This window comes from Chryseolinea soli (assembly GCF_003589925.1).
In the GTDB taxonomy this organism is placed as follows: Bacteria; Bacteroidota; Bacteroidia; order Cytophagales; family Cyclobacteriaceae; genus Chryseolinea; species Chryseolinea soli.
The window spans coordinates 4,342,726-4,360,793 of the sequence record NZ_CP032382.1 but is presented as its reverse complement, the minus strand read 5'-3'; the positions used below and the strand labels follow the sequence as shown (position 1 = coordinate 4,360,793).

The window sequence follows — 18,068 nt, the reverse complement described above, 5'->3', positions numbered from 1 at the left end:
AGAAAGGATGGAAATCCTAACCTCAAAAGCAACACCTGCGCGATGTCGCGCTATTTCAATTTCACAGCCATTTGAATATTGCAGCGTTCATAAGGGCTTGGCTCTCCAAATGTTTTCTGAAAGCCGAGTTTATAGTATAAGCTGATGGCCGGCTTGAGGATGGTATTGCTTTCCAAATATACAGACGATCCGCCCAACGCCTTTGCTTTTTTCAGGATGGCTTTGCCCAGCAGGAGGCCGATGTTCTTTCCCTGTGCTTTTGGAGAAACCGCCATCTTGGCCAGTTCGTAGCTATATTCCGGATGGTTCATTTTGATGAGGGCACAAACACCAACGGGTTCACCCTCGTACAGCGCCACTAAAATGGCGCCTCCTTTATCGAGAATGTAGCCTTTCGGATTTTCGAGCGATTTGAAATCAGCGGCTTCCATCTTGAAATAGGTTGAGATCCACTCCTTGTTTAGCGCCTGAAAAGCCTTCGCGTAAGCCGGTGTATAGTCAACGATCTTAACTTTTTTACTTTCGCGGATCTTCTTTTTTTCCTGCACGCGGCGCAACAGGTTCTTCTGGTCCAAAAGAATTTCCCATTCCTCGATGGCCTTCCAGAGATCGTTGGTTGTTTGGGTCAGCATTTCTTCGATGGCCTCGTTCACATCTTTATACTGATCCTGAATTTTCGCCGCCATGATCTTTCCCTTTTTGGAGAGACTGATCACGTTCCGGCGTTTGTCGGCCTTGTCCTTTTTCTCGGACACGATCCCCTTCCGCAGCATTTCGCTCACGATCTTGCTCACAGACGGATGAGAGTGGCCGATCTGTTGCGCGATCTCGGTGATGGTGGAATCTTCGCTGCACAAGCAGTAGAACACCGGAAACCATTTGGGCAGCAACTCCACATCATACAGTTTATAGATCTGTGCCGCGTCGGTGGTGACCTTGTCGGTGAGCAGCCTCAACCGGCTGCCGATCGCCATTTTGCCTGTTTTGTTGTAGAAATCCATAGCCATTGACTTTATCGTGAATCAATTACGTAACCAGTTACGTAAATATAGATAACAGGTTTCAAAAATTAAAATTCGCACGCTCTAAAAAAAAGGAATGCCTGGGTCTCCGAATCTTCTGTAAGCTGTAAGACAAAGCACAACGGCTTGGCCCGAAGGGATGGCTTCTAAACGTTCTTTGGCTTTATTTCGCTGTTTCATCGCTATTTCTACGTAATTTTTCTGCATGAAAAAGCTCCCCCTGTTGGTCTTCCTTGCGGTCTGTTTTGGCGGCTGCAAAGAAACCTCCCATCTCACGGACCAAGCCGGCGCCGATTCCTTACGACAGCAGAAAATGCAAGACGCCGAACTCGTGGCCGGCAATTTCAGCGACCAAACATCCTTTCATTTTGACAGCAGTGCCTTGCTTTCGTTTGTCAAAAAGTACCCCGACTTTGCTTCCTACGCCGGGGATCTTGAGAAATTCTATCGCGCCCGTGGCTATTCCTATGCCTGGTATGACCGCCGCGGACTGATCGAACAGGCCACGGGTTTATTCAACCGGATTCAAAATCTCAACGACGATGGCCTCACCAAGAGCCTGCCCTACATCCGCATGTTCCAGGCGCTGATGGACGACCGGGACACGCTGCTGCAACGCGAGCCGATGAACGCCGAGGCGGAATTGATGCTCACCTCGCAATACTTTAGTTTTGCCCGTCACGTCTGGCAAGGCATTGGCGAGGATGAGACGCGCAAACTGGAGTGGTATCTGCCCCGCAAAAAACTCGATCTCAAAACGCTGATGGACTCGCTTCTCCTCCATTCGTCAGGGCATCCCTTTGTGGCGCGTGAACCCGTTTACCGTCAATACGCCTTGTTGAAATCATATCTAAAAAAATACCGGGACATCGAATCGGCCGGTGGCTGGAAACCCATTTCACCGGAAAAGAAATCCTATCACAAGGGCGATTCGTCGATAGCCGTTCGTCAGATTCGCAAGCGGTTATTTGTCTCCGGAGAATACGGAGGGGACACGACATCCTTGCTTTTCACCGAAGATCTTGAGGCCGCCGTCAAGAGTTTCCAGGAAAGTCGTGGCGCCAACGACGATGGCATTGTGGGAACGGGCATGATCCGTGAAATGAATATACCCGTGGGAGATATCGTCGAAAAGATCGTCGTCAATATGGAGCGATGCCGTTGGGTGCCTGAGCGCATGGATGGAGATTATATGGTGGTCAATATTCCTTCCTTTAAGCTTTATGTGTATCAGTCCGATTCGCTGGTTTGGGATATGAACATCGTGGCGGGTCAAGTCCTTCATCAAACCGTGATCTTTACCGGCGATCTGAAGTACATTGTGTTCAGTCCCTATTGGAACGTGCCCACGAGCATCCTACAAAACGAGATCATGCCGGGCATTCAAAGTGATCCGGATTACCTGGAGAAACATAACATGGAACGGGTCGGCAATATGGTACGGCAAAAGCCGGGTCCGCGAAATTCGCTCGGCCTGGTCAAGTTTCTCTTTCCCAACAGCTACAGCATCTATTTTCACGACACACCGTCCAAAAGCCTGTTCAGCAAAGACAACCGGGCCTTTAGCCATGGCTGCGTCCGGTTGGCGGAACCAAAAAAATTGGCCCAATATCTTTTACGAAACGATCCCGAATGGACGTCTGCGAAAATCGACGCGTCCATGAATTCGGGTCAGGAAAAATATGTGACGCTCAAAAAAACGGTCCCCGTTCTGATCGCCTACCTCACGGCATTTGTCGGCCGCGATGGCAAATTAAATCTGCGCAACGACGTCTATAACATGGACACGCGGCTGGGGCAGATGATGTTTCAATAGGAATTATTCGTACCTTATCATCATCGGTGAATAATCATTATCAAAAATCATCATGCGCTTATCGATCTTACTTTTGTTTATAGTCCTGGCTTCAACAAAAGGCTTTTCCCAAAAGGCTTCCTGGACAAAATTATTGAATGAAAAAGATCTGACCGGCTGGGACACCTATTTAGGTCCCTCTTACGACACGGTTCAAAATACCTGGGATCACACGCCGCTTGGGTTGAACGCCGATCCCTTAAAGGTCTTTTCCATCGTGACCATCGATGGGCATGCGGCACTGAGAGTATCCGGCCAACGTTTCGGAGGCATTTCTACACAACAGGCATTCAAGAACTATCACCTGAGGTTAGAGTTCAAATGGGGCGAAACAAAATCGCATCCCAAGAAAAACAGCAAGCGCGACAGCGGCTTGTTATATCACGCCGTTGGCGCTCATGGGGCGGACTTCGGTTTTTGGATGCGCTCACAGGAATTTCAACTTCAGGAAGGCGACTGTGGCGACTATTGGGGTGTCGCCGGTGGCTCATTTGAAGTAGCCGCGATGAAAGATTCTGCTGACTACGTTTACAATCCCAAGGGAAAGCTGCTGTTGTTCAATGAGAAATCCCCTCAAGGAAGACACTGTATAAAAAATCCCGATGCAGAAAAACCGTCCGGAGAATGGAATGTTGTGGAGCTCTATTGCTACGGGAGCACCGCTGTGCACATAATGAATGGAAAAGTGGTCATGGTGTTGCAACAGTCCAGTCAGCTCGACGACGGCAAGTCGACGCCGTTGCAGGAAGGGAAGATCCAATTGCAAAGCGAAGGTGCCGAGGTTTATTATCGGAACGTCGAGATTCAGGCCATTCATAAAATACCAGCCGGTTTACTGAAGTGATGGAAGGACCACGTCATGTCGCCGGCACAAACGGATTAAAGACGCACGCCAGTGGTTCAAGACAGCCCGAATTTCGAGAGCAATGAATTTGGAAGCACTGCACAAGAAATAAAACGAAACCGGCAAATACCGATGATGCCGCGCTCTATTAGAAATGCATCACACACCGGAACCCGATCTGTTATCTACGAAATTCCTTTGAACCTGTGCGACGCAAGATCAAATACAAGCTCAGGGGCATCCTGAATTCCGGCACTGAATTTGACAGCTTGCATCAGCGATAGCAAGACCCGTTGCACACCGACTGTGTTCCTCCCAATTAATGCATCACCACACAGATTTCATTGTGCTATCCACGGGGTTCCTTGAACACGTGTGAAGCCAGATGCACGTTTGTGCTTGCGGAACGACGCACGTTGTCGAAAGATCTGCTGTGCTTCCTTATTCCTGCCGCAACGAATTTGTCGGGTTGGCGGTGGCGGCCCGGAAACAAATAAAACCCACGGTTGAAATAGAGATGATCAATAAAATGATCAGTGGCACGACATAGATATCCCAACCCGGGGAAATATGAAAGGCAAAGCTTGACAGCCAGCGGTTCACGGCAAAATACACGAGGGGCGTGGCGATGAAATAGGCCACCAACAGGAGCTTTATGAAGTCGCGGGAGAACAAGGCCAGGATGGTCGTTACAGACGCGCCCAGCACTTTGCGGATGCCTACTTCTTTTGTGCGGTGGACCACGGCGAAAATGGAAAGTCCCAGCAAGCCCATACAGGCAATGATGATGGCCAGGACGGTGAAGACGCCAAAGACGCTGCCCAGCCGGATGTCGGCGTTGTATTGACGGTTGAAGTATTCGTCGAGGAAAAAGTATTCAAAGGCATTATTGGGGAAAGCCTCGTCGTAGATTTTTTTGACAGCGTCGATCGATGCCGTCATGTTGCCGTTGCCCAGGTGAATGGAGATGTAATTAAAGGAAAAGAATTCGGGATTGATAAACATCATCGGCGTATAGTTCTCGTGCAGCGAGACCTGGTGATAGTTTTTGACGACGCCTACAATCTCGCCGTGTTGCGCTCTTGGTCCCATGCCAAACGTTATCTTTTCGTGCAGGGCATCTTCCGGTTTGGCAAAGCCCAGCTTCTGACTCATGATCTCATTGATGAGGATCGGCGCTTCCTGGTCATAGACAAACACGTCTTTCTTTGTCAGGTCGTGGCCGGCCAGCAGGGTGATGCCGAACGTGGAAAGAAAATTTTCATCGATCGATTTTTGGTAGCAGGCAAAATCTGCGTCGGGAGCCTGGTTGATCCGGCGAGCGCCGTTGCGGGCCAGCAGCACTTTGCCCGGAACACCATTGGAGACGGTGGCATTTTTTACGGACGCCAATCGACCCACGGCATCTTTGAACCAGGAGACGTGGGTCATGATCGTGGAGTCGAACACGGCCGGCGTCTTCAGCACCAACACCTGGTCTTTCGCATAGCCCAGATCTTGTTTCTGCATGAACGACAATTGACGGTACATGGCGATCGTGCCGGCGATCAGGAAAATCGACAACATATATTGAAAGGAGACAAGCCCTTGCCGCAGCCACTGACCCGACGCCGACTTATAGAATTTTCCTTTCAACACCTGCGCCGGATTGAACGACGACAAGAGCAGGGCGGGATAGGCACCCACCAAAAGCGTACCGGTAAAAAGAATGACAACTGCCAGAATTAAAATGCCGGGGTTGGCCCACAAGCCGTGTTCATACAACACACCGCTGATGTTCTTTTCGACCATCCGCTCGAAGAACGGCATCGCCACCACCAGCACACCGGCGGAGACCACCATCGCCATAAAATTCACGAGGAAAGCATCGAAAAAGAATTGGATCACCAGTTGACGCTTGCTGGCGCCTACCACCTTGCGGAGTCCCACTTCCTTGCTGCGCTCCAACGACTTGGCCGTAGACAGGTTGATGTAGTTGATCCAGGCCACGACCAGGATAAAGATGCCCAGCAAGCCGAGGAAGTAGACCACGCGTTCGCTGCCGTTGGTGTCTTGTTCCAGGGCCAGGTTGGAGGTGAGGTGAATGGAGGGCACCGGTTGCAGGAACATGTGGATATCCCATTTGTATTCGCGCTTCACATCGCCCAGGTATTTGTCGATAAACGCTGGAAGTTTGCTTTGTAAGGCAGCTGCGTTTGTTCCCGGTTTGAGTAAGATATAGTTGTAGAACTCCGGCCAGCGCCATTGGTCATATCCCCACTTCTCGCTGAGGGAGGAGAAGGAGACGAGCACGTTGAACGACAGGTGCGAGTTTTGGGGAACATCTTTTAACACGCCGGTGACCGTGAGGTTAACTTCGCGGTTCAGGCTCAATTGTTTTCCCAGTGCCGGCTCATCGCCAAAGAATTTTTTGCTGATGGCCTCGGAGATGACGATGGAATTCGGCTCCTTCAATGCGGTAGCCGGATTGCCCTGTAGCAAGGGGTAGGAAAACATGGTGAGGAACGGGCCGTCGGCGAGAAACATTTTTTCTTCATTGAACGCGACGGCATTTCCTTTTTTATCCTGCGTGGAGAGCGTGACCGAGCTGACAAAGAAGTTGGTGCGCGCCAACCGCGAAAACGCCTCTACCTCGGGAAAATCAGCCTTCATGGCGGGGGCCACCGCGGGATGGTTGGTGGCCGAAGTGTGTTGGGAATGGTCGGGGTCGATGTTGCCCAGGGTGACGCGATACAGTCGATCGGCGTTGACATTGAACCGGTCGTAGCTCCGCTCGAACTGAATGTATTGATAGATCAGACCGCAAATGGACAGCCCGATGGCGAGTCCTGCGATGTTGATGGTCGAAAACACCCGGTTCCTCACAAGGTTGCGCCAGGCCACGACCAGATAATTCCGGATCATACGCTAAAAGTTTTGTTTGGCGTTGCCAAATTCATTCCATCTTTCATCAGGCTCGAAAGGCTCTTTTTTACGTCATTTTGCGCCCATGCCGCATACGTTGTATCCGCTTTTGAAATCCGGGGGTTCGGAATCGGGCATCCCGGCGAAGTGTGTTCCAGGTTATTTCCCGGTTGGCGCAATCAAACGTCCAACCAAAACCAAACCGTCTGGGCAATACCACCACTGACCGGAGTGCCTGCACACGTTAACGGAAAATGCCCCATGTTGCCGGTAGCAGGATCACGTTGTTGCGTTGCCCGGTGCTGAGATCATCGTCGTAATCCAACAGGCTTTTGTTGTAGTGCAGCATAATGGTAACATCGGCCTTTTTTGATAGCCAAAAACGGTAACCGCCATAGGCTAACCCGCCCACTCTCCAAAAAAACACCATCCACGGAAAATCAGGTGCAGGTGTTGTGCTTTTTGGCCTCCTTCGAATGCCTGAAAATGCCGGCGTATTTAATCGAGAAGGCTTTGTTATGTCGTTGAAAATAAGATCATGGATCAGGATGTGGGGCGCAATCGCCCTGGCGCTGCCCATCTTCCCAACCTGGGCGCAGGACAAACCCGCAGCAACACTGGAATCTGTTCATGCCCCGGAAGAAAAGTTGAACCTCCTGTTCTATACACGCATGATCCGAAGCGCGGATGGCCAGTTCCGCTTGGATCAAAGCCTAGTCTCGAACTTTAAACTCAATCCTTGGTTGAGGCTGGAGTTGGGCTTGCGGCATGGTGAGCGCTCCGGGAAATTTATGGCCTACGATGGATACAAGGTGGAACTGCAAACCAAATCGTTTTTCAAGATCGTACGGTTTGTGGCGCGCATGTCGGACAAGATCAGCGACTATCCCACGCCTTCGTATGCCGAAAGCAACTACCTGTTGATCGCCGAAGGAAAGCATCCTGTTTCACATGCCTTTACCGTGCTGGGCGCTTTAGGTACGGTTTGGTCCACGCACCGCGACAACACAACGGATGGGCTGCCTGACATGAAGGGCGCAGGCGATCCTTATCTAACTTATAAAGTGGGTCTCCGTTATCGTCTGGATAAGGGGTTCCTGGAGGCCACCACGGGGTCTTATGATGTGTTCAATCCTTATGCGCTCGACAGCCCTTTTGTTCAGTTGGCGTTCGATCATGAGATCAGCCATCGATGGACATTCTATTCTTATTTCCGTCACCAATACGACTGGCACACGGGCGCCGCCCTCAACGAATTTCTTTGCCTGGGTGCACGCCTGCATTTTTTTAAAGAATAGCTCAAAATCCTGGCCCGCATTCGCGTAATGCTTGTTGCGGGTCATCGAATCTCGTTTTCACGAGGGGGACCTTCGCATTCGTTTCTTGAGTGTTTTCGTTATCTTTATCAGGCTCACCTGTTATCCATGAAACGAAATTTTTATTACCGGGGCATCTTTTTTACCGCCTTGTTGATCGCTGCGATCCTCTTGCAGGATGTTCTTCGGTTTCAGTTGGGGGATCAAATTACGCGGCTGGAGTCATTCATTCCATGGCTTCTGATCTTCGGTGTGAACGCCGCCATCGGTTCGTTTTTTATTTTAAAGTATTATCATGCCAAGCACTACACGGTTGCGTTCGTCACGGCAACACTTGCTGCGATCGCAGCGCTGGGTTATCTGATCGTGAACTATGCTATTATCGTGTCGCCTGCCCAGTTCGTGTCATATGGTGCACCCGCGTTCTTTCTTGTCTTTCTGACATCGATCGTTTCTGCTGCGAGCCTGGTGTTTTCGGCTACCCGCAAAAATCCATGGCTCCTGTCCGCCGGATGGCTCATGCTCATCCTCGTGGTTATGATCGGAGCAACCATTCTTTGGTACAATTCTTCACAGGACGTTCCGTTGAGGGCGACGTTGCAGAAGGTTGGCCTGTGGATATCCTTTGCTTATGATTTGATCCCGCTACTCTACATCCTGAATTTCCGGAGTGAACTTCGGACGCTGCCTCCCGAAAATTCCGACTGGCAACCGGAAAAAACATCGGATGGCGTATGGGCCATCGCGGGCACATTTGCCTTTATATTCACCTGTGTGTTTGGATTTGTGCTGGCCAATGAAACGCAGGGGAAACTGGCATGGGAAAAACAACTTGCCCTAAAAGCAAAAGAATGGGCCATCCTGTTTGAATCGCGCACCTTTGTTGATCAGCGCGGTGACACATTGCATTACCAATTGTTGAAGCCCTTGGACGTTGATCCGCAAAAGAAATATCCCCTCGTCGTCTGTCTTCCTTATGGCGGCGGTGTGGAAGGTTGTCCACCGGCGCAGGTGCTACTGACGGATCCCTACAGAAAAAAATATCCAGCCTTCTTGTTTGTCCCCTACTGCCGGCCCGGATCAGGATGGGGTGGCGTGCCCCGCTATCCCACGGTGGACACTTTGGTTTTTGATGCTCTCCACGCGCTGGAAGATGAGTTTAAAACGATCGATGAAAACCGGCGCTATGTGACCGGCGTATCACGAGGTGGCTATGGATCGTGGCATTTTATCTGCACCCGTCCCGACCTCTTTGCGGCTGCCATACCCGTTTGTGGTGGCGAAGACCCGAACCTTGCCGCCAACGCCGTTGACGTATCGGTGTGGGCTTTTCACGGCGAGAAAGACCGGAACGTGCTCGTGCAACAATCGCGGGACATGGTCGCCGCAATAAAACAAGCCGGTGGTCATCCGCGCTACACGGAATTTCCGGATGCCGGCCACGACATCTGGGACCGGGTCAACAACACGTCCGGTTTGTGGAATTGGCTTTTTGAGCAAAGACGTGATTCGTTGGCTGTGCGGGATTAGCATCAACCTGATTCTATCGATAAGAAGTGTCGATTCTTTTATTTTGTTCTCAAACCAATCGTCAACTGCAAGCTGTTCACGTGTGATCCTATCCTGTCCTTATCTCTGACATCTGGATCTACGATGGCGCCGGCCTTCTCGTAGCGGAGTTCTACAAAACTGTTCCAGTGTGGATGGATAGAAAAAACCATCCCAATGCCGCCCCACAGACCCGACTGACGGCTTTTGAGGGGCAAGTCTTCTTCCGGAAATACCTGTGGGCTCGTGTTTGGATACTGCAGCTCACGCTGTGTTGTCGCCTTCTTGTTCAGAAAAAAACCGGTTGAAAAACCGACATCGAAAAACGGAGCGACCTTTTGACTGGTAAATGTGTAACGAATCCCCACGGGGATGTGAAGCTGAGAAATATCGATCGAGGAGTTGCCGCGTTGCGTGGTCACGACCGATACAGTCTCCTTATGCAAGACGTAGGAAGATTTCAAAAATCGCGCCTCCACCAACACCGCGAGCCGTTCGTTTATACGCGGTGACGACATCGAGAATGTAGCTCCTACCACCGGTGCCGTTGAGACCGGATACGTGCCCGCCAAATATTCGTTCCATCCAAACTCCGACGTCATGTGCAGCCGTGACTGAACAACACCCGCCACTAGACCGATGCCTCCCTTAAACCAACGTTTTTGCGCTTTGGGCACCGCCAGCGATGCGCCCATGCAGCGATTATATTTTTCCACCAGGCGGGCAAGCGATTGTTCATTGAATCCTATATTTTCCATTTCCCCCTTGAGTTCCTGGCAATCGTTCAATAATGTCTTCACCACACCGATATACGTTGTCGACTTCTGTTTATACACGAGGCCATTACGTTCGAAGGCCATGTCGCGGCGGATGATTTTGTGAAGGTGGTCATCGCCTTCTTTCTCCATGAAAAAGAAATAGTCATATTTATAGAGCGACACCCGACCCTTGACCAGCAACTCCAGAAAGACCTGCTGCGACGTGCTGTCTTTTGTTTCCGCGAACTTTGACGAAAAATAGGTGTCGTTCACAAAGCCATATCCAACGAGTTGCGTGGGTTCGTATTTCACAACCTCCTGCTCGGGCGATGCCTTGAAACTGCAAACCCGATGGGCTTTAGAACCCTCCCGGTAGCTTAACAGTCCAGGGACAGTATCATTTTCCAGCGTTACAATAAATCCTTTTTTAAAATCCTGGGCATACAGCCCCAGGGAAATGAAGCTCAGCACGAGCGCGAAAAACAATTTCATAGGTGACAACGAATTAGGCTAATGCCAAAGATATGCATTTATAACAAACTCCAGTTGGGTCTGTTTTAGAGCATCAAGTCAAGTCATATCTGACCGCTACACGCAATGCTTCTGCCACTCCCCAGGCCTGTGCCACACAGCCTCTCGGGGCATGTGGCGTCTCGCCGTCGAAAACTTCAGAAACCGATCCGATGCAGGCTTCGTCGAGGTGGTTGAAGAATTTTAGGAGAAGACGCGCAGCTTCCGCTTTACCCTTGTCTTCTTTCACATACATCACGGCATCGATATACGGCCCCAGCAGGAAGCTCCACACCGTGCCTTGGTGATAGGCGCCGTCGCGATACCAGAGATTGCCTAAGTAAACGGGCTTATATTCAGCGTCGTCTGGCGACAAGCTGCGCAGTCCCTTTGGTGTCAGCAAATGATCGGTGACCGTCGCCAGGACTTTTTTCGCGCGCTCTTTGGTAAGCAAGGGAAACGGCAGACTTATGGCGAAGACCTGGTTGGGGCGCAGGGCACTGTTTTTTTCCGTAGCCGTGATGTAATCAAACAGCGCTTGCTGCGCTTCGTTCCAGAACTGAATGTTGAATTGTTCTTTTACCTTTTCCGCTTTGACGGCATAGGGTTTCCCCATGTCGGCTTTGCCATTTTCGGTCAGGAGAAAATTCATGATGCAGAGGGCGTTGTACCAAAGCACGTTGATCTCAACGGCCTTGCCGCGACGGGGCGTCACCACCCAGTCTTGCACCTTGGCATCCATCCAGGTGAGTTGCACGCCCTCCTGGCCTCCCGACAGCAAGCCATCGGCCTCGTCGACCTTGATGTTGTAGCGTGTGCCCTTCTCGTGCCAGGTCATGATCTCTTCCAGGACGGGAAGGATCTTTTTTAAGAAGGACTTGTCTTTCGTGCCGTTGTAGTAGTGATAGATGGCCTGGAAAAACCAAAGGGTGGCGTCGATCGTGTTATATTCGGGTGGTTCTTCGCGGTCGGAGAAACGGTTGGGGAGCATGCCTTCGCTGACGACGCTCGCAAACTGAAGCAGGATTTTCTTGGCCTCATCAAATCGGCCGGTGACCAGGCACAGCCCGGGCAACGCGATCATGGTGTCGCGGCCCCAATCGGCAAACCAAGGATAGCCCGCGAGGACGGTGCTGAGCTCTCCTCGCTTCACAATGAACTGATCGGCAGCGAGCGCGAGACGCTTCAGGTTTTCGTTGCCGGAAAATTTACTGATCAGACCTTCCCTTCTTTTTGTCTCCCGGGCAAACAGTTTGGCCGCGTCTTTTCCGGTGGGGTCGTCCGTGGAAATGATTACGCCCAAGGTATCGCCCTTCTTCAAGGTGATAGAAAAATTGCCCAGTGTATAAAGATCCTCGCGATAGTCCAGCCCTCGCTCCTGCTCCACGGCATATTCAAAATTCCGATACCAGGTTTGATTTTCAGTGAAGCGCGAACCGGGCACGGCGATAAAGATCTCCGGGCAGGTCTGATAATTCAGTGTACGAAAAACACCATCGTCAAAAATATACTGGGTGCCAATCGCATCGTTGGCAAAGGTGAGGCTGTGAAAGTCGCGGCATGAACTCAACGGCAGCAACTCTAACGTGAACGGTCGCCGGGCGCGGACCACGTCGTATATCACCAGCGTTGTGTTTTCGCCGTGCACGGCGGCAATGGTCTTTCGGATCTCGACGCCGCCGGCCTCATAGGTAAACACGGGAAAAAGTTGCCGTTCGAAACTTTTCAGATATTGGAATCCTTTGGGGTGTACGGCACCGGGATATTGGTTGGCGCCCAGCTCAAAACGTTCTTCTGTGTTGCCCGGCCCTCTCACCACCAGTGTTTCCTCCAACTTCGACAACGCCACCATACGCCCCACCGGCGGATGTTGTGCCGACACCAGCAAGCCATGATACTTACGCGAATTTGCGCCGGAAACCGTTCCACTGGCGTACCCTCCTATACCGTTTGTCTCCAGCCACTCCAAACGCAGGGACTGATCAAAATCTGAAAGTGTTTTCTTGTCAAACTTCATGGCCTCATCCTTTTGTAACGTTAGCTTCCTCACTAAAAAAGAAACGGCGTGAAATAGTTCCTATTTCTTTCTCCGCGGCTGTATCAATTTGGCAACGAGGCCAGTCCAGCCCGTTTGATGCATCGCACCTGCACCCCGTCCTGTGTCGCCGTGAAAATATTCGTAGAAGGGAATGTAATCCCTGAAGTGGGGGTCGTTCTGAAATTTCTCGTACGGTCCGAACACCGCGCGCTTGCCGTTGGAATCCCTGCGAAAAATGCTGATCATACGCTCCGACAAATCGTCGGCGATCTGTTTCAGCGTTCGCATGTTGCCGGAGCCGGTGGGGTGCTCTACTTTGAAGTCGTCGCCATAGTAGTGGTGGAAGCGTTGCAGTGACTCGATCAACAAAAAATTTACGGGGAACCAAATGGGACCACGCCAATTGGAGTTTCCACCAAACAGCGAGGTGTCGCCCTCGGCGGGGGTGTACTTCACTTTAAACTCGACGCCGTTGGCGTGCAACACATAGGGATGATCGAGGTGATAACGCGACAAGGCGCGGATGCCATAGCCCGACAGGAATTCGCTTTCGTCCAGCATGCGCTTCAACAGCCGTTTCATGCGGTGGCCGCGCAACAGCGACAAGAGGTGCCGCGCACCCTTGCCTTTCACGGTCCATCGCGAAATGAGGTTGGCGAGGTCTGGCCGGTGGCGCAGAAACCATTCGGCGCGCTCGTAGAAGGCAGGCATGGCATCGTAGAGCTCCTGGTCCAGCACCTCCACGGCAAACATCGGGATCAGGCCCACCATGGAATGGATCTTCATAATGGTGCGCTGGTTATCGGGGGTGCGCAACACGTCATAAAAAAATTCATCCTCCTCGTCCCACAAATCGATCTTTTCGTTGGCCATGGCCCCGGCAATGTAGAGGAAGTGCTCAAAGAATTTGGTGGCCAGGCTTTGATAGGTGGGGTTTTCTTTTGCCAACTCCAGCGACATGCGCAACATGTTCAACGTGAACATCGCCATCCAACTGGTGCCGTCCGATTGCTCGATGTATCCGCCCGTAGGAAGCTGCGCGCTGCGGTCGAACACGCCAATGTTGTCCATCCCCAGGAAGCCTCCCTGAAAGATATTGTTGCCATTATAATCCTTGCGGTTCACCCACCACGTAAAATTGAGCAGCAGCTTGTGAAACACTTCTTCGAGGAATTTCCGGTCGCCTTTGCCGCCCTGCAGCTTCTCGTCAATTTTATAGATGCGCCACGTAGCCCAGGCGTGTACGGGCGGGTTCACGTCGCCCAGCGCCCACTCGTAGGCCGGCAGCTGTCCGTTGGGGTGCATATACCATTCTTTGGTGAGCAGCACCAATTGATGTTTGGCAAACTCCGGGTCCACCATGGCGATGGGCAGGCAGTGAAAGGCCAGGTCCCAGGCGGCATACCAGGGGTACTCCCATTTGTCGGGCATCGAGATGATGTCGCAATTTTTCAAGTGCGGCCAGTCGTGGTTGCGGCCATGCTCGCGTTGTTCGGGTGGCGGGGGCTGAGCCGGGTCGCCCTTGAGCCATTCCGATACGTCGTAGAAATAGAATTGTTTGCTCCACAACATACCGGCGATGGCCTGGCGTTGGATGTTCTCCTTGTCGGCGTCGTCAATGCCGGCCTGCATATTATCGTAGAAAGCATTGGCTTCCTGCAGGCGTTGCTCAAACAGGGCATCGAAATCCTGGAAGGGGTTGACTAAATATTTTGGCGTCAGACGCAAGGTAATGGTGCTCGACTTTCCGGCAGCGATCGACAGGTTGTAGTCGAAGGCACCCTTTGTTCCCCGGTGATGGCTGCTGATGGCCTCGCGGTTGCCGTTCACTACATAATCGTTTATGCCATCTTTAAAAGGACCAGTACCCTCGACGTTGTAAAGGCGCTTGAGATTGGTTTCGTTTTCGCAGAACACGGCTTCAGGTTTGCCGGCGCCCACCAGGTAGTAGTTGCCCAGGTCGCGGTGATTGATCTCGATCACCCCCTCTTCGTCGCGAAACATTTCGGGCTTATAGTTGTCGTAGCCCCACGCCCAGGTATTTCTAAACCAGATCTGCGGCAACACGCGGAGTGATGCTTTTTTTGGTCCGCGGTTGTGCACGGTGATGCGAATCAGCAAATCATCCGTATCGGCTTTGGCGTATTCCATGAACACATCGAAGTAGCGATCTTCGTTGAAGATGCCCGTGTCGATCAACTCGTATTCGGGGTCGAGCTTGCCGCGACGGCGGTTTTCATCTACCAGCTGGCTGTAGGGGTATGCTTGCTGCGGATATTTGTACAGCATCTTCATGTACGAGTGCGTCGGCGTGCTGTCGAGATAGTAGTAGATCTCTTTAACGTCTTCGCCGTGGTTTCCTTCGTGCCCGGTGAGGCCGAAGAGTCGCTCTTTCAGAATAGGGTCTTGGGTGTTCCACAGGGCAACGGAAAAACACATGCGTTGCTTATCGTCACTTATTCCGCCAATACCTTCTTCGCCCCAGCGGTAGGCCTTGCTGCGCGCCGCATCGTGCGACACATATTCCCAGGCGGTTCCCCCGGGACTATAGTCTTCTCGGACAGTGCCCCATTGACGCTCGGTGAGATAGGGTCCCAGAAAGCGCCAGTTTGCTTTCTTGTCGCGGTCGTCCAGCAGGCGTTGTTCTTCGGCAGTTGGCGTCATGGTTGTTGTCGTGCTTGTATAGTTTACACTGGGTATTTCTTTGGGGGGAACAATTTTTACAGAGGAAGCTTCTGCCGTCAGAAATCTCCCTTAGCCATTATCTTCAAAACCGGGATAGAGCAACATGCCACCATCGACAAACAGCGTGATGCCGTTCACATAGTCCGAGTCGTCGGAAGCCAGCCACACGGCCGCGCCGCCGATGTCTTCTGCTTCGCCGATGCGTTTTTGGGGGATGAGTTTTAACAACTGGTTGTACGACTCCGGCGTTTGCCAGGCCGCGTGATTGATGGGGGTGCGGATGGCGCCGGGGCCGATGCTGTTGACGCGGATCTTCTGCGGTGCATATTCCTGGGCGATCGTTTTCATCAGCATCATGATGCCGCCCTTCGAGGCTGCATAGTTGGCGTGTCCTGCCCAGGGAATGACCTCGTGCACCGAGCTCATGCAGATGATCTTGCCCGCGGCCTTTGACCGTTCGGGCACCACACCGCGGCGCAGGAATTCTTTGATGGCTTCACGCGCACAAAGGAACTGGCCCGTGAGGTTGATGGCGATGACGCGGTTCCATTCGTCCAGCGTCATGTCGTGAAATTTAGCATCCTTCTGCAACCCGGCGTTGTTCACCAGGATGTCGACCGTGCCAAATTGTTTGTAGGTCTCTTTGAACATGGCTTGCACGTCGGCTTCGTTGCTCACATCGGCCTTGACCACGATGCCTTTGCCACCGGCCTTTTTGATCTCGTCCAGCACGGCTGCAGCCTTGTCGGCACTGGAAGAATGATTGATCACTACGGCGGCGCCTTCCGCAGCCAGGGCCTTGGCCACTCCCGCGCCAATGCCGGAGCTGGCGCCCGTGACAATGGCGGTTTGTCCTTCCAGTTTACGTTTCATGCAGTAGGGTTTTTACGTACGTCAAATTACGGGTTTTATCGCTATAAATTTATCGTCGGCCGGCAGTCTTCTGCCTTATCTTTTACGGATGGCCGTTCATGTTCTTGGCAGACGCGAACACGACCATTTTACCACCCGGTGATTCCTGTGCTCAGCCAAAGTCTGCATGGTCACATGGCCTTCCCCATGCTGCGCTGCCTTGATTCGCCTATGGAGATATCTACGCAAAACAAAAAACAACACCAGTAACGCGTGCGATAGTGTGTATCGGGCATACTTTTTTATTTCTGGCAGGCTCGCCTCTTTTTAAACGTCTTTTCAAACACCCTTTCATCGTCTGTTCTTGGTTCACCGGACTTTCGATCACGGTGCCGCAAGTTTGTCACGCTTCCGCAATCGTTTTTATTTCACATAAACATCATTACCTTGCCCCCAGGTTTGTTTTGTTAACCCTCAACCCCCAGGGTGTTTTTGCTATGAGAATTTTGCTTGTACTTGTTTTGTCTTGTTCCTTTTTGCACGTTTTTGGCCAAATTGAATACGAGAAAGGTTATTTTATCAACAACGATGGCGTTCGAAGCGACTGCTTTATTAAGAACAGCGATTGGTTTGGCAGTCCCGACAAGATCCGGTATAAGAATTCGGAAAGTTCCGAAGCCGTTTCCATGAACGTATCCGAGATCAAAGAACTGGGCATCGGCGATGCCAGGTTTATCCGAAAAACTTTACCGGCGGAACTCGCCACGCGGGATATCCGGAAGCTCACGATCACCAAAACACCGGAGTGGAAGGAACAAACCCTTTTCCTACGCGTCCTGGTCGAGGGCAAAGCCAACCTGTACCATCACCGCTTACAAGGTTTTGACTACTTCTTCTTTTCCGTCGACGGTGGCGACATAAAACAATTGGTGTACAAACTGTACTTGTTCACGGCAGACGAGGTCAGAAACAATGTGTACTACCACTCCAGTACCAACTTTGGACAGAACCGCGAATACATCAATCAGCTTCAGACGTTTGTGTATTGTGCCTCGTTTTCTACCGAAAAAGTAAAGCAGGTTAAATACGAGCGGAAACCCCTCGCAAAATATTTCACCGAATACAACGCCTGTCATGGTATCGTGGCTGTGGATCGCGAAAAGCATTCTCAACAAAAAGTCCACCTCAAGATCGCGCCCGGCATTGGCACGGGTTCTCTGACCCGGACCGATGGAGGCGACTATACGTATCGTGACTACGGGAAAGCAACCGACTACCGGTTGGGCGCCGAACTGGAATTTGTTCTGCCCTTCAATCGAAACAAATGGTCTCTTCTGTTTGAGCCTGCATTTCATTCGTTCAAAACTAGCGGGCGGTATGCGGCCACCTATCAGTCGATCGAGCCAATGCTCGCCGCACGGTACTATTTTTTCCTCGGCAAAAAAACGTCCATTTTTATCAATGCCGGCATGATCGCCGATCTTGCGCTCACCTATGAGGCTCGCGACTTCACGGCGTCCAAAGGATTTACGCTGAGTTTCGCGGGTGGCGCAGGCTTCCAGTATAGAAAATTTAGCATTGAAGCGCGCCCATACAGCACGCGGAGACTGTTGACCTCTGACCAGGACAGCTTTCTTAACTTTCAAAAGTTCTCGTTCATTTTGGGATACAAAATCTTTTAAGGATTAATTTCATATAGGACTCTAAATCAAAAAACATAAGCAAGGTCACCCTCG

Annotated in this window: 11 protein-coding genes; 5 read left to right on the top strand and 6 right to left on the bottom strand. The window is 51.5% G+C overall.

Annotated features, from left to right (window positions below; translation table 11 throughout):
• Positions 1-50: 50 nt before the first annotated feature.
• On the bottom strand, positions 51-1,001 hold the full coding sequence (locus D4L85_RS18670) for a bifunctional helix-turn-helix transcriptional regulator/GNAT family N-acetyltransferase (protein WP_119755725.1): 951 nt from the start codon (positions 999-1,001) through the stop codon (positions 51-53).
• Between the two features lie 226 nt (positions 1,002-1,227).
• On the opposite strand from D4L85_RS18670, the gene D4L85_RS18665 reads away from it, so the two are divergent.
• Both D4L85_RS18665 and D4L85_RS18660 read left to right on the top strand, forming a co-directional pair.
• Entirely contained in the window at positions 1,228-2,838 is a 1,611-nt protein-coding gene (locus D4L85_RS18665) for a L,D-transpeptidase family protein (protein WP_119755724.1), read from the top strand.
• A gap of 52 nt (positions 2,839-2,890) precedes the next feature.
• Positions 2,891-3,721: a 3-keto-disaccharide hydrolase gene (locus D4L85_RS18660; RefSeq protein ID WP_119755723.1), complete on the top strand. Its 831-nt coding sequence runs from the start codon at positions 2,891-2,893 to the stop codon at positions 3,719-3,721.
• Positions 3,722-4,162: 441 nt separating this feature from the next.
• Here D4L85_RS18660 and D4L85_RS18655 read toward each other — a convergent pair whose 3' ends face one another.
• Positions 4,163-6,625: an ABC transporter permease gene (locus D4L85_RS18655; protein WP_119755722.1), complete on the bottom strand. Its 2,463-nt coding sequence runs from the start codon at positions 6,623-6,625 to the stop codon at positions 4,163-4,165.
• 518 nt (positions 6,626-7,143) lie between these two features.
• Between D4L85_RS18655 and D4L85_RS18645 the strand changes: the two genes are divergently transcribed.
• Entirely contained in the window at positions 7,144-7,923 is a 780-nt protein-coding gene (locus D4L85_RS18645) for a hypothetical protein (RefSeq protein WP_160143826.1), read from the top strand.
• A 126-nt stretch (positions 7,924-8,049) separates the two neighbouring features.
• A complete protein-coding gene (locus D4L85_RS18640) occupies positions 8,050-9,471 on the top strand; it encodes a carboxylesterase family protein (protein ID WP_160143825.1) in 1,422 nt (473 codons plus the stop codon).
• A gap of 38 nt (positions 9,472-9,509) precedes the next feature.
• Here the strand turns inward: D4L85_RS18640 and D4L85_RS18635 are convergent, their stop codons facing one another.
• The 4 genes from D4L85_RS18635 to D4L85_RS18620 all read right to left on the bottom strand — a co-directional run bounded on the left by D4L85_RS18635 (position 9,510) and on the right by D4L85_RS18620 (position 16,353).
• Positions 9,510-10,739 carry an outer membrane beta-barrel protein gene (locus D4L85_RS18635; RefSeq protein ID WP_119755718.1) on the bottom strand — a complete coding sequence of 410 codons (1,230 nt, stop codon included), beginning with the start codon at positions 10,737-10,739 and terminating at the stop codon, positions 9,510-9,512.
• 73 nt (positions 10,740-10,812) lie between these two features.
• The gene (locus D4L85_RS18630) at positions 10,813-12,774 is read right to left on the bottom strand and encodes an amylo-alpha-1,6-glucosidase (RefSeq protein WP_119755717.1); all 1,962 of its coding nucleotides are present in this window, start codon (positions 12,772-12,774) and stop codon (positions 10,813-10,815) included.
• 60 nt (positions 12,775-12,834) lie between these two features.
• On the bottom strand, positions 12,835-15,459 hold the full coding sequence (locus tag D4L85_RS18625) for an MGH1-like glycoside hydrolase domain-containing protein (protein ID WP_119755716.1): 2,625 nt from the start codon (positions 15,457-15,459) through the stop codon (positions 12,835-12,837).
• A gap of 90 nt (positions 15,460-15,549) precedes the next feature.
• Positions 15,550-16,353, bottom strand: a complete 804-nt coding sequence (locus tag D4L85_RS18620) for an SDR family oxidoreductase (protein WP_119755715.1) — start codon at positions 16,351-16,353, stop codon at positions 15,550-15,552.
• A gap of 515 nt (positions 16,354-16,868) precedes the next feature.
• Between D4L85_RS18620 and D4L85_RS18615 the strand changes: the two genes are divergently transcribed.
• Positions 16,869-18,014: a hypothetical protein gene (locus D4L85_RS18615; RefSeq protein ID WP_119755714.1), complete on the top strand. Its 1,146-nt coding sequence runs from the start codon at positions 16,869-16,871 to the stop codon at positions 18,012-18,014.
• Positions 18,015-18,068 lie beyond the last annotated feature (54 nt).